Genomic DNA, 24,399 nt, shown 5'->3' on the forward strand with positions numbered 1-24,399 from the left:
CTCCAGGCCCCCGGCTGCGCCCGCGATTTTTTCCTGGCGCCCAGCACACCCGATTCAAACGGCAGCTGAATACGGACGTTCTCCTCAACCGTGACTTACCAGGCAGGTTACCCCCATGCAGTTCAGTGAATTATTGGCAGCGATTTCCACCCATGCGATCCGTCTGCAACTGGAAGAAGGCGACCTGATTATCCTCGGCGATGACCAAGCCCTGGATGACGCGCTATGGGATCAACTGATCGCGCACAAACCCCAACTGCTTGCCTTTGTGGCTGAACACGGCGGTGACTGGCTAAGCCCGGCCTACCGCATTACCCCGGACATGCTGGCGCTGGTCACGCTCGACCAGGCGGCCATCGACCGTATCGTCGCCGCCATCCCCGGCGGCGCGGCGAACGTGCAGGACATCTACCCGCTGGCACCGTTGCAGGAAGGCATGCTTTACCACCATCTTTCGGCGCAGCAGGGCGACCCCTACGTGCTGCATGCGCAATTTGTGTTCGACAGCCGCGCGCGTCTCGACGCCTTCGCGCAAGCGCTGCAATGGGTGATCGACCGCCACGACATCCTGCGTACGTCCATGGTCTGGGAGCGCCTCGACGAGCCGTTGCAAGTGGTGTGGCGCAAGGCAGTCCTGGCCTGCGAAGAAGCCCACTTCAACGGCGGCGACGCCCTGGCCCAACTGCTGGCGCGCTACGACGCCCGCACCTACCGCATGCACCTGGGCCAGGCGCCGCTGCTGCGCCTGGTGTTTACCGACGACCCGGCCAACCAGCGCGTGGTGGCGATGCTGCTGTTCCACCACACCATCCTCGACCACACCGCCCTCGATGTGGTGCGCCATGAAATCCAGCTCTACCTGGCCGGTGAGCAAGCCCGGGCGGCCGAGCCAGTGGCGTTTCGCAGCTACATCGCCCAGGTGCGCCATGGCGTCAGCGAACAGGCGCATGAGGCGTTCTTTCGCGACATGCTGGCGGATATCGATGCGCCGACCTTGCCCTTCGGCCTGCAGGATGTGCAAGGCGACGGGCACGGCATCGATGAAGTGCGGGTGCCCGTCGACAGCAGCCTGAGCCGCCGCCTGCGCAGCCTGGCACGGCCGTTGGGCGTCAGCGTGGCAAGCATCATGCACCTGGCCCTGGCGCGCGTGCTGGGCGTGGTGTCCGGGCGCGATGCCGTGGTGTTCGGCACCGTGATGCTTGGCCGCATGGGCGCCGGCGAGGGCGGTGAACGCGCGCTGGGTATGTTTATCAACACCTTGCCGTTGCGCGTGGACGTGGGCGAGCAGGGCGTGCGCGCCGGGGTCAAGGCTACCCACGAGCGGTTGACCGCCTTGCTCAATCACGAGCACGCGTCCCTGGCGCTGGCCCAGCGTTGCAGCGGTGTAGCGGCACCCACGCCGCTGTTCAGCGCCATGCTCAATTATCGCCACAGCGCCGCCACCGACATGGCCGCAGTGATCGACGTGGCCGAAGGCATCCAGGTATTGGGCGCCGAAGAGCGCACCAACTACCCGCTGACGGTCAACGTCGACGACCTGGGTGAAGACTTTGCGCTGACGGTAATGGTCGATGCGTCCATCGGCGCGCAACGCGTCGCCGGCTACCTGCACACGGCCCTGCACAGCCTGGCCGAGGCCCTGGAACAGCGACCGGATATGCCGCTCTGCGGCCTGAATATCCTGCCTGACACCGAGCGTCACCATCTGCTGCACCGCCTCAATCAAAGCCCCGCACACTACAACGACACGGCCCTGATCCACGCGCAAGTCGAAGCCCACGCCGCCGCTCAACCCAATGCCATCGCTCTGCGTTTCGACACCCAGCGCATCACCTACCGCCAACTCAACGAACGCGCCAACCAGGTCGCCCACCGCCTGCTGGCCCAGGGCATACGTCCCGATGACCGCGTGGCCATTTGCGTAGAGCGTGGCCCGGAAATGATCATCGGCCTGCTTGGCATCCTCAAGGCCGGCGCCGGTTATGTGCCCATCGACCCGGCTTACCCGCTGGAGCGCATCGCCTATACCCTGGCCGATAGCGCGCCAGTGGCGGTGTTGGTGCAAGCCGACACGCAGCATCTGATCGGTGATTTGACCCGCATCGACCTCAACAACCTGCGCGCAGAATCCATCGTCAACCCGCGCGTTGCGCTCAGCCCGGCCCACCTCGCCTATGTGATCTACACCTCCGGCTCCACCGGCCTGCCCAAGGGCGTGATGATCGAACACCGCCAGGTGGCGCGGCTGTTCACCGCCACCGAGCATTGGTTTGGCTTTAACGCCAACGATGTGTGGGCGCTGTTCCATTCCTTCGCGTTCGACTTCTCGGTCTGGGAAATCTGGGGCGCGCTGATGCACGGCGGCCAGTTGCTGATCGTGCCGCAACTGGTCAGCCGCTCGCCGGATGAGTGCTACGCGCTGATCTGCGACGCGGGTGTGAGCATTCTCAACCAGACGCCCAGTGCGTTTCGCCAGTTGATCGCCGCCCAGAGCGCCCAGGCGCATTCACTGCGCCAGGTGATTTTCGGCGGCGAAGCCCTGGAGCCGGGCATGCTCAAGCCGTGGTACGCCCGCGCCATCAACGCCGGCACCCAATTGGTCAACATGTATGGCATCACCGAAACCACCGTGCACGTGACCTACCGCGCCCTGGAAGCGGCAGATGCGCAGTTGGTTGGCGTAAGCCCGATTGGCGTGCGCATTCCCGACCTGCAACTGTACGTGCTGGATGCGCGTCGTGAGCCGTTGCCGATCGGTGTGGTCGGCGAGTTGTATGTCGGCGGCGCGGGTGTGGCGCGCGGTTACCTCAACCGTGACCAACTGAATGCCGAACGTTTCCTGGCCGACCCGGCCACTGGCCTGCGCATGTACAAGACCGGTGACCTCGGCCGCCTGCTGGCCGATGGCAGCGTCGACTACCTGGGCCGTAACGATGACCAGGTGAAGATCCGTGGTTTCCGCATTGAGTTGGGCGAAATCGAAGCCACTCTGGCCAGCGCCGACGGCGTGCGCGACGCGGTGGTTATCGCCCGTGAAGACGAACCCGGTGACAAACGCCTGGTGGCCTACGTGATCGCCGAGCGCGAACTCGGCGCCGCCGAACTGCGCGACCATCTGCTGCTGAGCCTGGCCGAATACATGGTGCCCAGCGCCTTCGTGCGGCTGGATCAATTCCCGCTGACCACCAACGGCAAGCTCGACCGCAAAGCCTTGCCCGCGCCGGATGCCGACGCTTTGGCGCGGCGAGACTACGCCGCCCCGCAAGGCGCTGTGGAAAGCACCCTCGCCGGTATCTGGCAGTCGCTGTTGAAGGTCGACAAGGTGGGGCGCGACGACAACTTCTTCGAGCTGGGCGGCCACTCGCTGCTGGCGGTCAAGCTGATCGAACGCATGCGGCAAGTGGAGTTGAGCTGCGACGTGCGTGTGCTGTTCGGCCAACCCACCTTGCGCGCACTCGCTGCGGCGGTGGGCGGGCAGCAGGAAGTCCAAGTGCCGGCCAATCAGATCACGGCGACGAGCGAACACATCAGCCCCGACATGCTGCCGCTGGTGGCGCTGGACCAGGCGGCCATCGACCACATCCTCCAGCACGTGCCCGGTGGCATTGCCAACCTGCAGGACATCTACGGCCTGGCGCCGTTGCAGGCCGGCATTCTGTATCACCACCTGGCAACCACCGAGGGCGACCCCTACGTGTTGCAGGTGCAATTGAGTTTTGCCGACCAAGCGGCGGTGGACGCGTTTACCCACGCCTTGCACAGTGTGATCGAGCGCAATGACATCCTGCGCACCGGTATTCTGTGGGAAGGCCTGGATGAGCCGGTGCAAGTGGTGTTGCGCAAGGCGCAGCTGCAGATTGAGCGCCTCGACGTGCCGGCCGATGCTGCGCTGGCACAGTTGCAGCAACGCTTTGACCCGCGCCATTTCCGCCTCGACCTGAGCCGTGCGTCGCTGATGCATTTCGGTTACGCGCAACAACAGGATGGTTTCGTCGGCATCCTGCTGCTGCACCATATCCTGCTCGACCACACCGCCCTGCAGGTGTTGGTGGAAGAGATGAGCGCCAGCCTGGCCGGCCACAGCTCACAACTGCCGCCGGCGGTGCAATACCGCAATTACGTGGCCCAGGCGCGTCTGGGCGTGACCCAGGCGCAACACGAAGCCTTCTTCAGCGACATGCTCGGCGATATCGACGAACCCACGCTGGCGTTCGGTTTGCAGGATGTGAATGGTGACGGCAGCGGCATCGTCGAGGCGCATTTGCCGCTGGCCCCGGCACTCGGCCAAGGCCTGCGCGAGCAAGCGCGGCAACTGGGCGTCAGCAGCGCCAGCCTGGTGCACCTGGCCTGGGCGCAGGTGCTGGCCCAGGTCTCCGGCCAGCAGGATGTGGTGTTCGGCACCGTGCTGCTGGGGCGCATGCAAGGCGGCGAGGGCGCTGACCGGGCGCTGGGCATGTTCATCAACACCTTGCCGCTGCGCGTCAGTCTGGGCGCCACCAGCGTGCAGGCCGGCGTACGCGCCACCCATGCGCGCTTGGCGCAGTTGCTGGGGCACGAGCACGCTTCGCTGTCCCTGGCCCAGCGTTGCAGTGGTGTGCCGGGTTCGTTGCCGCTGTTCAGCACCTTGCTCAACTATCGCCACAGCGCCGCGGACGAGGCGCCGGGAGACAGCCCGTTTGCCGCGCACGGTATCGAGATTCTCAGTTCCCAGGAACGCAGCAACTACCCCTTGGTGCTCAACGTCGATGACCTCGGCACAGGTTTTGCGCTGACCGTACAAGGCGTGGCCAGCGTGGATGTGCAGCGCGTGGGCGACTACATGCTCACCGCGCTCAGCCACCTGGTGACCGCGCTGCAACAAGCGCCGACTACCGCGTTGCAGGCGGTGTCGATTTTGCCGGCGGCCGAGCGCCACCAGCTGTTGGTCGAGTTCAACGCCACCGCCCGCCAATACCCGTCGCAGCTCACGGTGCACCAGCTGTTCGAAGCCCAGGCACTGGCGCGTCCCGAAGCGGTGGCGGCGGTGCATGGCGGGTTGTCCTTGAGCTACCGCGACCTCAACCGCCGCGCCAACCGCCTGGCCCATCACCTGATCAACCAGGGCGTGCAACCGGGTGACAGCGTGGCGATTGCGCTGCCGCGCTCTCTGGATCTACTGGTGAGCCAGCTGGCGATCCTCAAGTGCGCGGCGGCGTATGTGCCGCTGGACGTCAACGCGCCGCTCGAACGCCAGGCCTTTATGGTGCAGGACAGCGGGGCGCGGCATGTGCTCCATACCCTGGCCGACCTCAACCTGGACAGCCTGTCGCCGCGCAACCCGGAGCTTGCGCAGTCTTCGGACGAAGTGGCGTACATCATGTACACCTCCGGCTCCACCGGCGCGCCCAAAGGTGTGCAAGTGCCGCACCGCGCTGTCTCGCGGCTGGTGCTCAACAACGGGTATGCCGACTTCAACGAGCGCGACCGCGTGGCCTTCGCCTCCAACCCGGCGTTCGACGCCAGCACCCTCGATGTGTGGGCACCGTTGCTCAATGGCGGTTGCGTGGTGGTGGTCGAGCACGCGGTGCTGCTGTCCCAGGCCGCTTTTGCCGAGCTGTTGCAGGCACAGGCCGTCAGCGTGTTGTGGATGACGGCGGGCTTGTTTCATCAATACGCCGACGCATTGCTGCCGGTGCTGCGCCAGTTGCGCTACCTGATCGTCGGCGGCGACGTGCTCGACCCGCTGGTGATCGGCCGGGTGCTCAAGCACGGCAAGCCGCAACACCTGTTGAACGGCTACGGGCCGACCGAAGCCACCACCTTCTCGACCACCTTTGAGATCACCACACCGGGCGCGGGCGCGGTGCCGATTGGCCGGCCCATCGCGAATGCCCAGGCCTACGTGCTGGATGCGCGCCAGCAGCCGCTGCCGCTGGGTGTGGTCGGCGAGCTGTACATCGGCGGTGCAGGCGTGGCCAAGGGTTACTTGAACCAGCCGCAACTGACGGCCGAAAAATTCATTCCCAACCCGTTCGGCGAAGGCCTGTTGTACCGCACCGGCGACCTCGCCAGTTGGCAGGCCGACGGTACCTTGCTGTACCAGGGGCGCAATGACTTGCAGGTGAAGATCCGTGGTTTCCGCATCGAGCCCGGCGAAATCGAAACCTGCCTGGCGGCCTTCCCGGGCGTGCGCGACGTTGTGGTACTGGCCCGCGAAGACGAGCCCGGCGACAAGCGTCTGGTGGCGTACTACACCGCCCCGGCACCCTTGCCCCTCGAAGCCCTGCGCGCCCATCTGCAAGGCCAGTTGCCGGATTACATGGTGCCGTCGGCCTATGTGTGGCTGGAGCTGTTGCCGCTTACCGCCAATGGCAAGCTGGACCGCAAAGGCTTGCCGGCCCCGGATCAAAGTGCGCTGCTCAGCCGTGGCTACGAAGCCCCGGAGGGTGAAGTGGAAACCCTGCTGGCGCAAATCTGGCAGGACGTGCTCAAGCTCGAACGCGTCGGGCGCCATGATCATTTCTTCGAATTGGGCGGGCATTCGTTGCTGGCGGTCAGCCTGATCGAGCGCATGCGTCAGGTCGGCCTGAGCGCGGATGTACGTGTGCTGTTCAGCCAGCCAAGCCTGGCGGCACTCGCGGCGGCAGTCGGCAGCGGGCGTGAAATTGTGGTGCCGGCCAATGGCATTGCGCCGGGCTGCACGCAGATCACGCCGTCGATGCTGACCCTGGTGCAGCTTGACCAAACGGCCATCGAGCGCATCGTCGCCCATGTGCCCGGCGGTGCGGCCAATGTGCAGGATATCTACCCGCTGGCGCCGTTGCAGGAAGGCATTCTCTATCACCATATCAGCGCCGAACAGGGCGACCCGTACCTGCTGCAATCGCGCATGGCGTTCGACAGCCTGGCGCGTTTGCACGCCTTTATGGGCGCGCTGCAACAGGTGGTAGCGCGTCACGACATCCTGCGCACGGGCGTGGTCTGGGAAGGTTTGGACAGCCCGGTGCAAGTGGTCTGGCGCGACGCGCAACTGAGTGTGCAGGAGGTGATCCTGGACCCAGCCGAGGGCGGCATCATCGAGCAGTTGCATGCACGCTTCGATGCCCGTCATTACCGCCTGGACATTACCCAGGCGCCGCTGCTGCGCATGGTTTACGCCCAGGACTCGGCGAATAACCGGGTGGCGGCGATCCTGCTGTTCCACCACCTGGCGCTGGACCACACGGCCATGGAAGTGGTGGGCCAGGAGATGCGTGCGTTCCTGTTCAACCAGGCGGATGCGCTGCCCGTGGCGGCGCCGTTTCGTAACTACGTGGCCCAGGCACGCCTGGGCGTGAGCGTGGCCGAGCATGAGCAGTTCTTCAGCGCGATGCTCGCCGATGTGGACGAGCCGACCTTGCCGTTCGGCGTGCAGGACGTGCAGGGCGATGGCCGCGATATCGAAGAGGCCGAGCAACACCTGGACGCGGCGCTGGCCATGCGCGTGCGTGAGCAGGCGCGGCAACTGGGCGTGAGTGCGGCGAGCCTGATGCACCTGGCCTGGGCGCAGGTGCTGGGGCTGGTGTCCGGGCGCAATGATGTGGTGTTCGGCACTGTATTGATGGGCCGTATGCAAGCGGGTGAGGGCGCCGACCGGGCGCTGGGCATGTTTATCAACACCTTGCCGCTGCGGGTGAATGTCGCGGCGGGTGCCGCCGTGGCGGTCAAGGCCACCCATTCACGGTTGAGCGCCTTGCTGGGGCACGAACACGCGTCCCTGGCGCTGGCCCAGCGTTGCAGCGGCGTGCCCACCAGCGTGCCGCTGTTCAGTGCCTTGCTCAATTTTCGCCACAGCCGCCCCGACGCAATGGCCCGCGATGGCCACGGTATCTGGGAAGGCGTGCAACTGCTGGGCGGTGAAGAGCGCAGTAACTATCCGCTGACCTTGAGCGTGGATGATTTTGGCGCAGGCTTTGGCCTCAGCGTGCTGGCGCTGCCGCAGATTGGCGCCCAGCGCCTGTGCGGCTATATGCATAACGCCGTGGAGCAACTGGTCGCGGCCTTGGAAAACGCCGCCGATACCGCGCTCAACCGCCTGCCGATACTGCCGTCGGCCGAACGCGACACCCTGCTGCGCGAATTCAACGCAACGGCTGCGGATTTCCCCACCGGGCACACCCTGCACGGTGCCTTTGAAGCCCAGGTCGAGCGCCAGCCCCACGCGATTGCGCTGCAGCAGGGCGCGCTTTCGCTGACCTACCAGCAGCTTAATCAGCGCGCCAACCAACTCGCCCATCACCTGCTCGCGCTCGGCGTACAGCCAGACGACCGCGTGGCGATCTGCTGCCGTCGTGGCCCGCAGATGCTGATCGGGCTGCTGGGCATTCTCAAGGCCGGCGCCGGTTATGTGCCAGTCGACCCTGCTTACCCTGCCGAGCGCATTGCTTATCTGTTGCAGGACAGTGCACCGGTGGCCGTGCTGGCCGAGTCCAGCACTCAAGCGTTGCTGGGCACGTCCGCCACGGTGGACCTGCTGGGCGAAAGCTGGCAGCACCACGCCGTCAGCAATCCCCAGCTCGCAGCGCTGACCCCGGCGCACCTGGCCTACGTCATCTACACCTCCGGCTCCACCGGCCAACCCAAAGGCGTGATGGTGGAACACCGCAACGTGGAAAACCTGGTGCACTGGCACTGCGAAGCCTTCGGCCTGGACGCACGCAGCCATACCAGCAGTGTCGCCGGTTTTGGCTTTGATGCCATGGCCTGGGAAGTCTGGCCGGCGCTGTGTGCCGGTGCGACCCTGCACTTGCCGCCTGCCACGGTGGGCAATGAAAACATCGACGAACTGCTCGCCTGGTGGCTGGCGCAGCCGCTGGACGTCAGCTTCCTGCCCACGCCAGTGGCCGAATACGCCTTCAGCCAGCACCTGCATCACCCGACGTTGCGCATCCTGCTGATTGGCGGCGACCGTCTGCGCCAGTTCACCCAGGAGCGGCGTTTTGCGCTGATCAACAACTACGGGCCGACCGAGGCCACGGTGGTTGCCACCTCGGGTCGTGTCCGCGCCGGGCAGGCGCTGCATATCGGCCGGCCGGTGGCGAACGCCAGCACCTACTTGCTCGATGCACAGCTGCGCCCGGTGCCGGTGGGCGTGGCCGGTGAGCTGTATGTGGGCGGCAGCGGCGTGGCGCGCGGTTACCTGAACCGTGCGGACCTGACCGCCGAACGCTTCCTGCAAGACCCGTTCAACCCAGGGCGCATGTACCGCACCGGCGACCTGGCGCGTTGGTTGCCCGACGGTAATATCGAGTACCTGGGCCGTAATGACGATCAGGTCAAAGTGCGTGGCGTGCGCGTGGAGCTGGGCGAGATCGAAAGCCGCCTGACCGCAGTGGAAGGCGTTGGTGAGGCCGTGGTGCTGGTGCGCGAAGGGCGCCTGATTGCCTGGTTCACTGAACACCACCCGCTGGCGATCGAAACCCTGCGTGCGCAATTGCAGGCGCAGCTGCCCGACGCCCTGGTGCCCGTCGCTTACGTGAGGCTCGACGCGTTACCCCTGACCGCCAACGGCAAGTTGGACCGCAAGGCGCTGCCGGAACCCGATCACGCGGCGTTGCTCTCCCGCGACTACGAAGCGCCCCAGGGCGCAGTGGAAACCACTCTGGCGCGGATCTGGGCCGAGGTGTTGCAGGTCGAACAGGTCGGCCGTCATGACCACTTCTTCGAACTCGGTGGCCATTCGTTGTTGGCCGTGAGCCTGATCGAACGCATGCGTCAAGCGGACCTCAGCGCGGATGTCCGTGTGTTGTTCAGCCAGCCAACCCTGGCCGCGCTGGCGGCTGCCGTGGGCAGTGGCCGCGAAGTGCAGGTGCCGGCCAACCGGATCGCAGCGGATTGCCTGCGCATCACCGCTGACATGCTGCCCTTGGTTGATATCGACCAGTCAACCCTCGATCAAGTCGTCAGCCGCATCCCCGGCGGCGCCGCCAATGTGCAGGATATCTACCCGCTGGCGCCGTTGCAGGAGGGCATTCTTTACCACTACCTCACCGCCGAGCAGGGCGACCCGTACCTGCTGCAATCGCACCTGGCCTTCGACAGCTTCGAGCGCCTGCAGGCCTTCGCCCAGGCGCTGCAACAGGTGATCAACCGCCACGACATCCTGCGCACCGGCGTGGTCTGGGAAGGCCTCGGGCAACCGCTGCAAGTGGTGTGGCGCCAGGCTCAATTGCCGCTGGAAGAGCTGCAGTTGCAGGGTGATGTACTCGCCGGCCTGCATGAGCGTTTTGATGCGCGGCGTTATCGCCTGGACATCAGCCAGGCGCCGCTGATCTGCCTCAAATACGCCAGGGACCCGGCCAACCAGCGCGTGGTGGTGGTGTTGCTCTATCACCATATTGCGCTGGACCACACCGCGTTCGACGTGGTGCTGCGTGAGATGCAAGGGCACTTGTTGGGGCATGCCGCCCCGACAGCGCCGCCGATGCCATACCGCAACTACGTGGCCCAGGCGCGATTGGGCGTCAGTGAGCAGGAGCACGAGGCGTTCTTTCGCGAGATGCTCGCCGATGTGGATGAGCCGACCTTGCCGTTCGGCTTGCAGGACGTGCGCGGTGACGGCAGCGCGATTGAGGAATACAGCCTGCACCTGGACAGCGACCTCAACCGCCGCCTGCGGGCCCAGGCACGTTTACTCGGCGTGAGCACGGCGAGCCTGTTCCACCTGGCCTGGGGCCAAGTGCTGGCGGCCACTTCGGGGCGCCACAGCGTGGTGTTCGGCACCGTGCTGGTCGGCCGTCTGCAAGGCGGCGAGGGCGCCGACCGCGCCCTTGGGGTGTTTATCAATACCTTGCCGCTGCGCCTGGATATCGACGCGCAAGGCGCACGCGATGCCGTGCGTGCCACCCACACGCGGCTCACTGCATTGCTCGGCCATGAACACGCGTCCCTGGCCCTGGCCCAGCGTTGCAGTGGGGTGGCGGCCCCGGCGCCGTTGTTCAGCTCGATGCTCAACTATCGCCATCGCGGCGCCGCCACGCGCTCTGCCGAGGCGCAACACGCCTGGGAAGGCATGCAGACGCTGGCCAACGATGGCCGCACCAACTACCCGTTGACCCTCAACGTGGATGACTTGGGCGATGGTTACGATATCACCGCCCTGGCGCAGGTTGACGCGCAACGGGTGTGTGGTTACCTGCAGAACGCCTTGGCCGGGCTGGTTCAGGCCTTGGAACAGGCGCCGCACCAGGCGCTCAATCGCCTGCCGATCGTGGGCGCCGAGGAACGCCAGAAACTGCTGGTAGCGTTCAACGCCACCGAGGTCGATTACAACCTCGACCAGACCCTGCACGGCCTGTTCGAGGCCCAGGTCGAACGCACGCCGGATGCGCTGGCGGTCAAGGCCGGTGACCAGCAGTTGACCTACCGGGCACTCAACGAGCGTGCCAACCGCATGGCCCATCACTTGCGCGAACTCGGCGTGCGGCCGGATTCGCGCGTGGGTATCTGCGTGGAGCGTGGGCTGGACATGGTGGTCGGCCTGTTTGCGATCCTCAAGGCCGGCGGCGGTTATGTGCCGCTGGACCCGGCGTATCCCCTCGAACGCATCGCTTACATGCTGCAAGACAGCGCGCCGGTGGTGGTGTTGGCGCAAGGCGCGACCCGCCAGTTGTTGGGCGACGTGCCGGTGCTGGACCTGGATCACGTCACCTGGCAACAGCAGAGCGCGCGCAACCCGCAGGTGCCAGGCCTGACCGCCCGGCACCAGGCCTATGTGATCTACACCTCCGGCTCCACCGGCCAGCCCAAAGGCGTGATCAACGAACACGCCGGCGTGGTCAACCGCTTGCTGTGGATGCAGGACGCCTATGGCCTCAAGGCCCATGACGCGGTGTTGCAGAAAACCCCGTTCAGCTTCGACGTGTCGGTGTGGGAATTCTTCTGGCCGCTGTTTACCGGCGCACGGCTGGTAATGGCGCGCCCCGGCGGGCATAAAGAGCCGGCGTATCTGTGCGAGGTAATCGAGGCCGAGCAGATCACCACCTTGCACTTTGTGCCGTCGATGCTCGATGTGTTCCTGGCCCATGGCGATGTCAGCCAGGCCATAGGGCTGGTGCGGGTGATGTGCAGCGGCGAAGCCTTGCCGGGCAGCCTGGTGCGGCGCTTCAAGGCGCAACTGCCGGGGGTTGGCCTGTACAACCTGTACGGCCCGACGGAAGCGGCGGTCGACGTTACCGCGTGGAACTGCGCGCGGCCCGACGTGCCGGACAACACACCGATCGGCAAGCCGATTGCCAATACACGCATGTACGTGCTGGACGCCCAGTTGCAGCCGGTGCCATTGGGTGTAGTGGGGGAGTTGTACATCGGCGGCGTGCAAGTGGCACGCGGGTATCTGAACCGCCCGGAGCTGACCGCCGAACGCTTCCTCAAGGACCCGTTCACCGAAGGGCGCATGTACCGCACCGGCGACGTCGGCCGTTACCTGCCCGACGGCAATATCGAGTACCTGGGGCGCAACGATGATCAGGTCAAGATCCGTGGCCTGCGCATCGAGCTGGGCGAAATCCAGGCGCGCTTGCTGGAGCATCCGCAGGTCAACGAGGCCGCCGTGGTCGCCCGTGAAGAGCGCCTGGTGGCGTACTACACCGGCGCACACATCGACATCGACCGCTTGCGTGCCCACCTGTTGCAGCACTTGCCGGACTTTATGGTGCCCGCGGTATTTGTGCACCTCGACGCATTGCCACTGAGCCCCAACGGCAAGCTCGACCGCAAGGCGCTGCCGGTGCCGGGCATGGACGCACTGAGTGTGCGCGAATACGCGGCGCCCGAAGGCGACACCGAAACTCTCATGGCAGCGCTGTGGGCCGAGCTGCTTAACGTTGAGCGCGTTGGGCGCCATGACAACTTCTTTGAGCTGGGCGGGCACTCGCTGCTGGCCGTGAGCTTGATCGGACGCCTGCGCCAGGAAGGCCTGGAAGCCGATGTGCGGGCGCTGTTCGAACAGCCGAGCCTGGCCGGCTACGCCGCCATTACCGAACGAATGGAGATCGTCCTGTGAGCATTTTTGAGTTATTGACCACGCTGAAAACCAAGGACGTGCAACTGGCGCTCAAGGGCGAGCAGTTGTCGGTGCAAGGCAACAAACAAGCGCTGAGCGACCCTTTGATCCTGGCGGCGTTGCGTGAGCACAAAGCCGCCTTGATCGAATTGATCAAGGCCGGTGAATACTCGGCCTCCAAGGCCGGTGAAGTGCAGGTGCCGGCCAATGGCATCCCGACGGGGGCCGAGCACATCACCCCGGCCATGCTGACCCTGTCGACGTTGAGCCAGGACGAGGTCGAGCGCATCGTGGCCACGGTCGATGGCGGTGTGGCGAATATCCAGGACATTTACCCGCTGGCGCCGTTGCAGGAAGGCATCCTGTTCCACCACGTCAGCGCCGAACAGGGCGACCCCTACGTGATGCAGTCGCAGTTTGCGTTCGACAGCCTGGAGCGTTTCGAGGCCTTCGCCCAAGCCTTGCAAAGCGTAATGGACCGCCACGATATCCTGCGCACCGGCGTGGTCTGGGACGGCTTGCAACAACCCTCGCAAGTGGTGTGGCGCCAGGCACGCCTGCCGGTGCAGGCGCTGCAGTTGAACCCGGCCGACGGCGATATCGCCGCCCAACTGCATGGGCTGTTCGACGCTCGCCATTATCGTCTCGACGTGACCCGGGCACCGCTGCTGCGCCTGGTACGGGCCGACGACCCGCTGAACCAGCGCATTGTCGCCACCTTGCTGTTCCACCATATGGCCCTCGACCACAGCGCCCTCGAAGTGGTGTGCCATGAAATGCAGGCGTGCCTGCTGGGCCAGGGCGCGGCGCTTGGCCAGGCCGTGCCGTTTCGCAACTATGTGGCGCAGGCACGCCTGGGCATCAGCGAGCCGGAGCACGAAGGTTTCTTCCGCCAGATGCTCGGCGATATCAGCGAACCGACCTTGCCATACGGCTTGCAGGACGTGCAGGGCGATGCCCGTGGCATCAGCGAAGTCAGCCTGCCTCTGCCCGCAGCACTCAGCCGGCGATTGCGCGCGCAAGCCCGGCAATTGGGAGTGAGTGCCGCCAGCCTGTTCCATATGGGCTGGGCGCAGGTGTTGGCGGTGCTGGCCGGTAAAGAGCAGGTGGTGTTCGGCACCGTATTGATGGGCCGCATGCAAGGCAGCCATGCCACGGATCGAGCGCTGGGTATTTTCATCAACACCTTGCCCTTTCGCGTCGACGTAGACGCCCAGGACGTGCGCGCCGGGGTCAAGGCCACTCACGCGCGGCTCACCACCTTGTTGCGCCATGAACACGCGCCGCTGGCCCTGGCCCAACGCTGCAGCGGGGTGGTGGCGCCGACGCCGCTGTTCAGCGCCTTGCTCAACTATCGCCACAGCGCCCCGGCCGCGAGCGCCGAAGCCGTGTCGGCCTGGCACGGGATCGCCGCGCTCAGCGCCGAAGAGCGCACCAACTACCCGCTGACCCTGAGTGTGGATGACCTGGGTGACGGCTTTGGCCTGAGCCTGCTGGCCAGCCAGCGGGTCGACCCACAGCGGGTGTGCGGCTACCTGCAAACCGCCCTGGAAAACCTGGTGACGGCGCTGGAGCAAGCACCGCACACCGCGCTCAATCAGCTGTCGGTGGTGCCCGCCGCCGAGCGGCAGTTGCTGCTTGAGCAGTTCAACGCCACCCAGGCCGATTTCCCTCACGGCAACACCTTGCACGGGCGCGTCGAAGCCCAGGCCGCGCTCACGCCGGACGCGATCGCCGCCGTGCAGCAGGGCCGCCAACTGACCTACGCCGAACTCAACCAGCAAGCCAACCTGCTGGCCCATCACCTGTTGGCGCTGGGGGTCAAACCCGACGACCGCGTGGCCATCGTCGCGCGGCGTGGCCTGGACACCCTGGCCGGGTTGCTGGCCATCCTCAAGGCCGGCGCCTGCTATGTGCCGGTCGACCCGTCGCACCCGGCCGAGCGCCTGAGCTACCTGTTGAGCGACAGCGCCCCGGTGGCCGTGCTGACCCAGCAGGCGCTGCTTGAGCGCCTGCCGGTGCTGGACGTGCCGGTGATCCAGCTGGACCGCTACACCTGGCAGCACCATTCAGCCGGCAATCCCAACGCTGGCGCCAACCCATCGAACCTCGCTTACGTGATCTATACCTCCGGCTCCACCGGCCTGCCCAAAGGTGTGATGGTCGAACACCACACGGTGGCCAACCTGGTGGACTGGCATTGCCGCGCCTTCGACCTGTGCGCCGGGCGCCATACGGCCAGTGTGGCCGGCTTTGGTTTTGATGCGATGGCCTGGGAAGTCTGGCCGGCGCTGTGTGTCGGCGCGACCCTGCACCTGCCGCCGGCCACGGACGGCGCCGAAGATATCGACGCGCTGCTGAGCTGGTGGTGCGCGCAGCCGCTGGACGTGTGCTTCCTGCCTACGCCGGTGGCCGAATACGCGTTCAGCCAGCAAATCGAACACCCTACATTGCGCACCTTGCTCATCGGCGGTGACCGCCTGCGCCAGTTTGCGCGGGCCCAGCGATTTGAACTGATCAACAACTACGGCCCCACCGAAGCCACGGTGGTCGCCACCTCCGGCAAGGTCGAAGCAGGCCAGCCGTTGCATATCGGCAAACCGGTGGCCAATGCCACGGTGTACCTGCTCGATGAACAACAGCGGCCTGTTCCATTGGGTGTGACCGGTGAGCTGTACGTGGGTGGCAAGGGCGTGGCGCGTGGTTACCTCAACCGCCCGGAGCTGACCACCGAGCGCTTCCTGCAAGACCCGTTCAACCCGGGGCGCATGTACCGCACCGGCGACCTGGCGCGCTGGTTGCCGGACGGTACGCTTGAATACCTGGGGCGCAACGATGATCAGGTGAAGATCCGGGGCATGCGCATCGAGCTGGGCGAGATTGAAACCCAGCTCGGGCAACTGCCCGGGATTCAGGAAGCGGTGGTGCTGGTGCGCGAGGAACGGCTGATCGCTTATTTCACCGAAAATTCGCAACTCGACCCGCTGGCTGTCGGTGATATCCGCGCCCACCTGGTCGCGCATCTGCCGGACTACATGGTCCCGGTGGCCTATGTGAAGCTCGCGGCGTTGCCACTCACCGCCAACGGCAAGCTTGACCGCAAGGCCTTGCCGGCGCCGGACATGGCTGCCGTGTTTACCCGCGAATACGCCGCGCCCGAGGGCGAGATCGAAAGCGTGCTCGCGCAGATCTGGGCCGATGTGCTGCAGGTGCAGCGTGTCGGGCGCCACGACCATTTCTTCGAGCTGGGCGGGCACTCGTTGCTGGCGATGCGCATGGTGTCGCAAGTGCGCCAGCGCCTGGGGGTGGAACTGGTGCTGGGCGACTTGTTTGCCAATGCAGAGCTGGCGGCAGTCGCTGAAGTGCTGGCGAAGTCGGCGCGCAGCACCTTGCCGGATATCCTGCCGGCCAATCGTGATGAACACGTGCCGCTGTCGTTTGCCCAGCAGCGCCTGTGGTTCCTGGCGCTGATGGAAGGCGCCAACACCGCCTACAACATTCCCATCGGCCTGCGCCTGCGTGGCCAGTTGCATGTCGAGGCGCTGCAACGCGCTTTGGCGCGCATTGTTGCGCGCCACGAAACGCTGCGCAGCCGCTTTGCCCAACAGGGCGACGAAGCCCAGGTACTGATCGTACCGGCCGAAGACAGGCTGCCCCTGCAAGTGCAGGATTTGCGCCGCCACCCGCAACCGCAGCAGGCGCTGGATGCCTTGATTCAGGGCGAAGCCTCGGCGCCGTTCGATCTGGAGCGCGGCCCTCTGCTGCGCGGGCGTCTGGTGGTGATGGCCGACTATCACCATGTGCTGCTGTTGACCTTGCACCATATCGTTTCCGATGGCTGGTCGATGGGCGTGCTCACCCGCGAGCTGATGGCGCTGTATCAAGCCTTCAGCCACGGCATGCCTGACCCGTTGCCAAGCCTGCCGATCCAGTACGGCGACTTCGCCGTGTGGCAGCGTTTGTGGCTCAGCGGCGAAGTGCTGCAGCGCCAAAGCACCTATTGGCAACAGGCCCTGGCCGGTGCGCCGGCCTTGCTCACGCTGCCCACCGACCGCCCACGCCCTGTGCAGCAGGACTACGCCGGCAGCAGCGTCGAAGTGCGCCTGGACGAACGCCTGACCGCCGGGCTCAAGGCCTTGAGCCAACGCCATGGCACCACGCTGTACATGACCTTGATGACGGCCTGGGCCTCACTGCTGGCACGGCTGTCCGGGCAGCAGGACCTGGTAATCGGCACGCCGGTGGCCAACCGTACCCGCAGCGAGGTGGAAGGGCTGATCGGCCTGTTCGTCAACACCCTGGCGGTGCGCATCGACACCTCGGGCGAGCTGAGCACCGAGGCCTTGCTGGCGCGGGTCAAGGCGCTGACGCTGGCGGCCCAGGCGCATCAGGACTTGCCGTTCGAACAGGTGGTGGAAATCACCCGGCCGGTGCGCAGCCTGGCCCACAGCCCAGTGTTCCAGACCTTGCTGAGCTGGCAGGACAGCAGCGCGCCGACCCTGGCCTTGGGCGACCTGGCCCTGGAAGGCATCGTCGAGAACAGCCACTTTGCCAAGTTCGACCTGTCGCTGAACCTGAGTGAAGTGCAGGGCAGTATTCTCGGCGCACTGGAATTTGCCGTGGCGCTGTTTGATCAGTCGACCGTACAGCGTTACGCCGGTTATTTCACCCGCACCTTGCAGGCCATGGTCGATAACGACCAGGCGGTGCTGGAACATGCGCCGTTGGTGGATGAGCGTGAGCGTCAGCACCTGCTGGTCGATTTCAACGCTACTGCAGTGGCCTACAACCTCGACCAGACCCTGCACGGGATGTTTGAAGCGCAGGTGACGCGCACGCCGAACGCGATTGCAGTGAAGGCGGGCGAACAGCAACTGACCTACGCCGAACTGAATGCGCAGGCAAATCAGCTGGCCCATCACTTGCTGGCGCTGGGCGTACAGCCGGGTTCGCGGGTGGCGATATGCGTGGAGCGCGGCCTTTCAATGGTCGTTGGCCTGTATGCGATCCTTAAGGCCGGCGCGGCGTATGTGCCGCTGGACCCGGCCTATCCGCAGGAGCGCCTGGCGTACATGCTGCAAGACAGTGCGCCGCGGGTGGTGCTGGCCCAAGGCGCAACACGTGGGTTGCTCGGTGAGGTGGCGATAGTCGATCTGGACCAGCCGACCTGGCAGCATCTGCCCGCAGGCAACCCTCATGTACAGGGCGTGAGCGCCTATGTGATCTACACCTCCGGCTCCACCGGCCAGCCCAAAGGCGTGATCAACGACCACGCCGGGGTGGTCAACCGCCTGCTGTGGATGCAGGACGAATACGGCCTGAACGCGCAGGATTCGGTGCTGCAGAAAACCCCGTTCAGCTTTGACGTCTCCGTGTGGGAATTCTTCTGGCCGCTGTTTACCGGCGCGCGTCTGGTGATGGCGCGCCCAGGCGGGCACAAAGAGCCCGAATACCTGTGCGAAGTCATCGAGGCCGAACAGATCACCACCTTGCACTTTGTGCCGTCGATGCTCGACGTGTTCCTGGCCCATGGCGATATCCGCCAGGCTGCCGGGCTGGTGCGGGTGATGTGCAGTGGCGAAGCCTTGCCGGGCAGCCTGGTGCGGCGCTTCAAGCAGCAACTGCCGGGCAGCGAGTTGCATAACCTGTACGGTCCGACCGAAGCGGCCGTCGACGTCACCGCCTGGAACTGTGCAGGCCCGGTCACCCCGGACAATACGCCGATCGGCAAGCCCATCGCCAACACGCGCATGTACCTGCTCGACAGCCAATTGCAACCGGTGCCGCTGGGCGTGGTGGGCGAATTGTTTATCGCGGGCGTACAAGTCGCGCGCGGCTACTTGAACCGGCCGGAACTGACTGCCGAGCGTTTCCTTGACGACCCTTTCATGCCCGGGCGCATGTACCGCACCGGTGATGTCGGGCGTTTCTTGCCGGACGGCAATATCGAGTACCTGGGGCGCAATGATGACCAGGTGAAGATCCGTGGTTTGCGCATCGAACTGGGTGAAATCCAGGCGCGGCTGCTCGAGCATCCGCAGGTCAACGAAGCCGCCGTGGTCGCCCGTGAAGAGCGGCTGGTGGCGTACTACACCGGCACGCCGAGCGACATCGACGTGCTGCGCGGCCACCTGCTGCGGCATCTGCCGGAGTTCATGGTGCCGGCGATATTCGTGCATCTGCAGGCGTTGCCGCTCAGCCCCAACGGCAAGCTCGACCGCAAGGCGCTGCCGGCGCCGGGCCTGGACTCGGTGGTGGTGCGCGCGTACGAGGCGCCCCAAGGCGATACCGAAATCGCCTTGGCCAGCCTGTGGGCCGAACTGCTCAATGTTGAGCGCGTGGGCCGTCACGACAACTTCTTCGAACTGGGCGGGCATTCGCTGCTGGCCGTCAGTTTGATGGGGCGCATGCGTCGCCTGGGCTTGTCGGCGGATGTGAAGGTGCTGTTCGGCCAGCCGACGCTCTCGGCCTTGGCGGCGGCGCTGGGCAGTGGGCGCGAAGTGGCGGTGCCGGCCAATGGCATTGTCGAAGGTTGCCCCCGGATCACCCCGGCTATGCTGCCCTTGATCCAGATGGACCAGGCCGCCATCGACCGCATCGTTGCGTGCATCCCCGGCGGTACGGCGAATGTGCAGGATATCTACCCGCTGGCGCCGTTGCAGGCCGGCATCTTGTATCACCATCGGGCGGTGCTTGAAGGCGATGCCTACCTGTTGCGGGCGCAGTTTGCCTTCGACAACCGTCTGCGCCTGGACGCCTTTGCCCATGCATTGCAGGCGGTGATCCAGCGGCACGACATCCTGCGTTCCTCCTTCCATTGGGAGGGCCTGGAAGAGCCGGTGCAGGTGGTGTGGCGTGAGGCCTCGTTAAGCATTGAAACCGGTGCTGTGCCACAACGCGTGGATCTTTCGCAAGCGCCGTTGATGCGCCTGATCTATACCGAGGAACCGCAGCGTGTGGTGGCCACGTTGCTGTTCCATCATTTGGTGATGGATCACATCGCGCTGGACATCCTGCAGCATGAAATGCAGGCGTTTCTGCTCGGCACTCAGCACACGCTGGACGCGGCCGTACCGTATCGCAACTATGTGGCCCAGACGGTGGCCCAGACGTCGGCCCAGACCCGTATGGGCGTTGACGATCACGAGGTTTTCTTCCGCGAAATGCTCGGTGAAGTCGAAGAACCAACCGACGTCCACTACCTGGGCGTTGATGAACACGCGCATCTGGCCGTCGACCCTCAGTTGAGCCAACGTCTGCGTACACAGGCCCGTCAGGCAGGCGTGAGTGCCGCCAGCCTGATGCACCTGGCCTGGGCGCAGGTGCTGGGCAAGGTCAGTGGCCGCGAACAGGTGGTGTTCGGCACTGTAATGCTCGGGCGCCTGCAAGGCGGCGAAGGCGCCGAGCGGGCCATGGGCGTGTTTATCAACACCTTGCCGCTGCGCGTCGACCTGGGCGAACACTCGGTACGCGCCGCACTGCGCGCCACCCATGCGCGCCTGACCCAATTGCTCAGCCATGAACACGCGCCGCTCGCGTTGGCCCAGCGCTGCAGCGGCGTGCCAGTGGGTACGCCGTTGTTCAACGTGCTGTTCAACTACCGCCACAGCGCGCCGCACACGGGTGGCGTGGCCGAGGCATGGCAGGGGATTGCGCTGCTCGGCGCCGAGGAGCAGACCAATTACGGGGTGTCGATGAGTGTCGATGACCTTGGTGAGGGTTTCAGCCTCACCGCCATGGGGCAGGGCGCCCGGCGTTTGTGTGATTACCTGACTATCGCACTGGAACAGCTGGTTGGAGCGCTGGAGCAGCACAGCGAGACGGCCATCAGCGGTCTGCCGATCCTGCCGACAGCCGAGCGCCAACAGCTGGCGGATTTCAATGCCACCACCCGTGTGTTCCCCCGCGAGCACACGGTGCAGCGCTTGTTTGAAGCCCAGGCCCAGGCACGGCCTAACGCGATAGCGGCGTTGCACGCTGACGCGGTGCTGAGCTATGGCGAACTCAACACCCGCGCCAACTGCTTGGCCCATCACCTGATGAGCCTGGGCGTGCGCCCGGCCGATAACGTCGCGATCCTGCTGCCGCGTTCCCTGGACCTGCTGGTCAGCCAACTGGCGATCCTCAAGTGCGCGGCGGCCTATGTACCGCTGGACATCAACGCGCCCGCCGAGCGCCAGGGCTTTATGTTGCAGGACAGCGGTGCGAGCTGGCTGTTGACCCGCAGCGACGCGGCGCTGGAGCACCCGGCGCGGCGCCTGGACCTGCATACCCTGAACCTGGACACCCTGAACCTGGACCCGCAACCGAGCCACAACCCCGACCTGTCGCAGTCCTCGGACAGCGTGGCGTACATCATGTACACCTCCGGCTCCACGGGGACGCCGAAGGGCGTATTGGTGCCCCATCGCGGCATCACGCGGCTGGTGCTCAACAACGGTTACGCCGACTTCAACGCCGCCGACTGCGTGGCGTTTGCCTCCAACCCGGCGTTCGACGCCAGCACCATGGACGTGTGGGGCGCGCTGCTCAACGGCGGCCAGGTGCAGGTGATCGACCATTCCACGTTGCTCGACCCCGCTGCATTCGGCCGTGCGCTGCACGGTGCGACGGTGCTGTTCGTGACCACCGCGTTGTTCAACCAGTACGTGCAGATGATCCCCGAAGCCCTGGCCGGCTTGCGCCTGTTGCTCTGCGGCGGCGAGCGTGCCGACCCGGCGGCGTTTCGCAGCCTGCTGGCGCAGGCGCCGGGCTTGCGCCTGGTGCATTGCTACGGGCCGACCGAAACCACCACCTACGCCACCACTTACGAGGTGCAGGCGATTGCTGCCGACGCTGACAGCGTGCCAGTGGGTCGACCGATTTCCAACACGCAAATCCACGTGCTGGACGCGTACTTGCAGGCGCTGCCGGTGGGCGTGACGGGCGAAATCTGCATCGGTGGCGACGGCGTGGCCAAGGGTTATTTGAACCGGCCGGAGCTGACCGCCGAAAAGTTTGTCGACGACCCGTTCAACCCAGGCGCCTTGATGTACCGCACCGGCGACCTTGGCCGCTGGACGGCGGACGGTCTGCTGGAGTGCATCGGGCGTAACGACGACCAAGTGAAGATCCGCGGTTTCCGCATTGAACTGGGCGAGATTGAAGCTCGTCTGGCAACCTTCGCGAGTATCCAGGACGTGGTGGTGCTGGCCCGTGAAGACGTGCCGGGTGACAAGCGCCTGGTGGCGTATTTCACCTGGGCCGGCGAGCCTGGCGACGTCGAGAGTGTGCGTGCGCACCTGCACAGCCAATTGCCGGACTACATGGTGCCGTCGGCCTATGTGCCGCTGGCGCAGTTGCCGCTGACGGCCAATGGCAAGATCGATCGCAAAGCCTTGCCGGTTCCGGCATTGGAGGCCTTGCTCAGCCGTGACTTCGAGGCGCCGGCCGATGCCTTGGAGCAGTCACTTGCAGGCCTGTGGGCCGAGGTGTTGAAACTTGAGCAAGTGGGTCGACATGACAGTTTCTTTGAACTGGGCGGCCACTCGTTGCTGGCGATTCGACTGGTCAACCTGATGGAGGCGGCGGGGTTGCAGGTGTCGCTGGCCGAGCTGTTCCAGCACGTCAGCGTGGCCTCGGTGGCGGCGATGCTGCGTCAGCGTACTGGCGAGCCGGTGCGCGACACCTCGCTGATTACCGTGCGCAGCAGCGGCGCGCAGCCGCCGTTGTTCCTGGTGCACGAGTTCAGCGGCATGGACGTGTATTTCCCGGCGTTGGGCCAGCATTTGCCCGGTGACTATCCGATCTACGGCCTGCCGGGCGCGGCACTGGGCGAGGCGCACCTGAACACCATGGAAGGCTTGGCGGCGCGCATGGTCGGCCTGATCCGCCAGGTTCAGCCGCACGGGCCTTACCGCGTGGCGGGCTGGTCGTTTGGCGGCGTGCTGGCCTATGAAGTGGCGATGCAATTGCTGGGGCTGGATGAGCCGGTGGCGTTCCTCGGTTTGATCGACAGCTATGTGCCGCGCATGACCGATCAGGGCAAGGCGCGCTGGAGTGGGCCGGATGCCCTTAAACGGCATCTGCTGTTGCAGTGCACGGCGTATTGGAAAGCACAGGGAGGTGTGGATGAACTGGCGAGCCTTGAACAGCTTGAGGCGGGCATTGGACAGCTGGACTTTGCGGGTCTGCTGCAACGCTGTCGCGATCAAGGTCTGCTATACGCGCAAATGGCAGCGGCTACGGACGCGGACCTCTTGAGCTTTATCGAGCGGGAAGTCGGCCACGGGCATGCGCTGGCGCACTACAGCCTGTTCCCGTTGCCGGTGCCGGTGCATCTGTTCAGTGCCCGCGAGCGGCCGACCGAGCTGTCGCGGCGCAGTGAATCGCTGGGTTGGGAAGACGCCTTGGCGCCTGGGCAATTGCGCCGGGTCGAGGTCCCGGGCGATCACCAGAGCATGATGCAGGCGCCCCATATTCAAGGCTTGGGCGCGGCGATGGCGCAGGCCCTGGCCGTGAGTGCGCCGGTGACGCAAGCGCTGCATCAACCGGTGCTGCGCATTCAGAGTGGGCGTGCGGGGTTTGCGCCGGTGTTCTGCGTGCCGGGAGCGGGGGACAGTGTCACCGGGTTTGTGGGGTTGAGCGAGGCACTCGGGCGGGACTGGCCGCTGTTCGGCTTGCAGCCGCGCGGGCTGGATGGCGAGGCGGTGCCCCATAGCCAGGTGGAAGCGGCGGCGCAGTGTTACCTGGCGGCGCTGGCGCAGGAGTGCCCGCGTGGGCCGGTGCATCTGGTCGGGCATTCATTTGGTGGCTGGGTCGCACTGGAGATGGCGCTGCGCTTGCAGGCGATGGGCCGCGAGGTGGCGTCGTTGACGGTGATCGACAGTGAATCGCCGGGTGGTGCGGGCAAGCCGTATTCGACCACTGCAGCGCTGTTGCGCTTGATCGAGGCCATGCAGTTGTCGGCGGGCAAGTCGCTGGGCATTGACCGGGTGGATTTTGCCGGGCGCGATGAGGTGGCGCAGCAGCAATGGCTGCATGCGGGGATGGTGAGCGTGGGGTTGTTGCCGGGGCGTGCCAGTGTGGATGCGATGGCGGGGCCGGCGCGTACTTATGCGGCGGCGTTGCGCACGGTGTATCGGCCGACGCAGCGGTTCAACGGGGTGGTGCGCTTGGTGCTGGCGCAGGATCCAGCGTTGGATGCGGCGGGTAATCAGCGTGAGCAGGGGTTGATGGTGGAAGGGTGGCGGCGCCAGGGGAACGGGTTGCAGGTTTGGTATGGCGCGGGGAACCACTTTACGTTGCTTAAGGCGCCGAATGTTTTGGGGTTGGCGCGGTGGTGGCTGGAAGGGGTGGTGGTTGGGGAGGTGGTGTCGTGAAGACGGTACACCGCTCCC

2 protein-coding genes are annotated in these 24,399 nt (G+C 65.4%); both read left to right on the plus strand.

All coding sequences use genetic code 11. From position 1 onward, the window contains the following. Window positions 1-115: 115 nt before the first annotated feature. Window positions 116-13,021 (plus strand): non-ribosomal peptide synthetase, encoded by a 12,906-nt coding sequence (locus PSH96_RS12420; protein WP_305459499.1) that lies wholly within the window; start codon window positions 116-118, stop codon window positions 13,019-13,021. Further along, the gene (locus PSH96_RS12425) at window positions 13,018-24,381 is read left to right on the plus strand and encodes a non-ribosomal peptide synthetase (RefSeq protein WP_305459500.1); all 11,364 of its coding nucleotides are present in this window, start codon (window positions 13,018-13,020) and stop codon (window positions 24,379-24,381) included. The genes PSH96_RS12420 and PSH96_RS12425 overlap by 4 nt, the downstream gene beginning before the upstream one ends. Window positions 24,382-24,399 lie beyond the last annotated feature (18 nt).

The sequence above is a fragment of the Pseudomonas sp. FP2338 genome, assembly GCF_030687515.1.
In the GTDB taxonomy this organism is placed as follows: Bacteria; Pseudomonadota; Gammaproteobacteria; order Pseudomonadales; family Pseudomonadaceae; genus Aquipseudomonas; species Aquipseudomonas salomonii.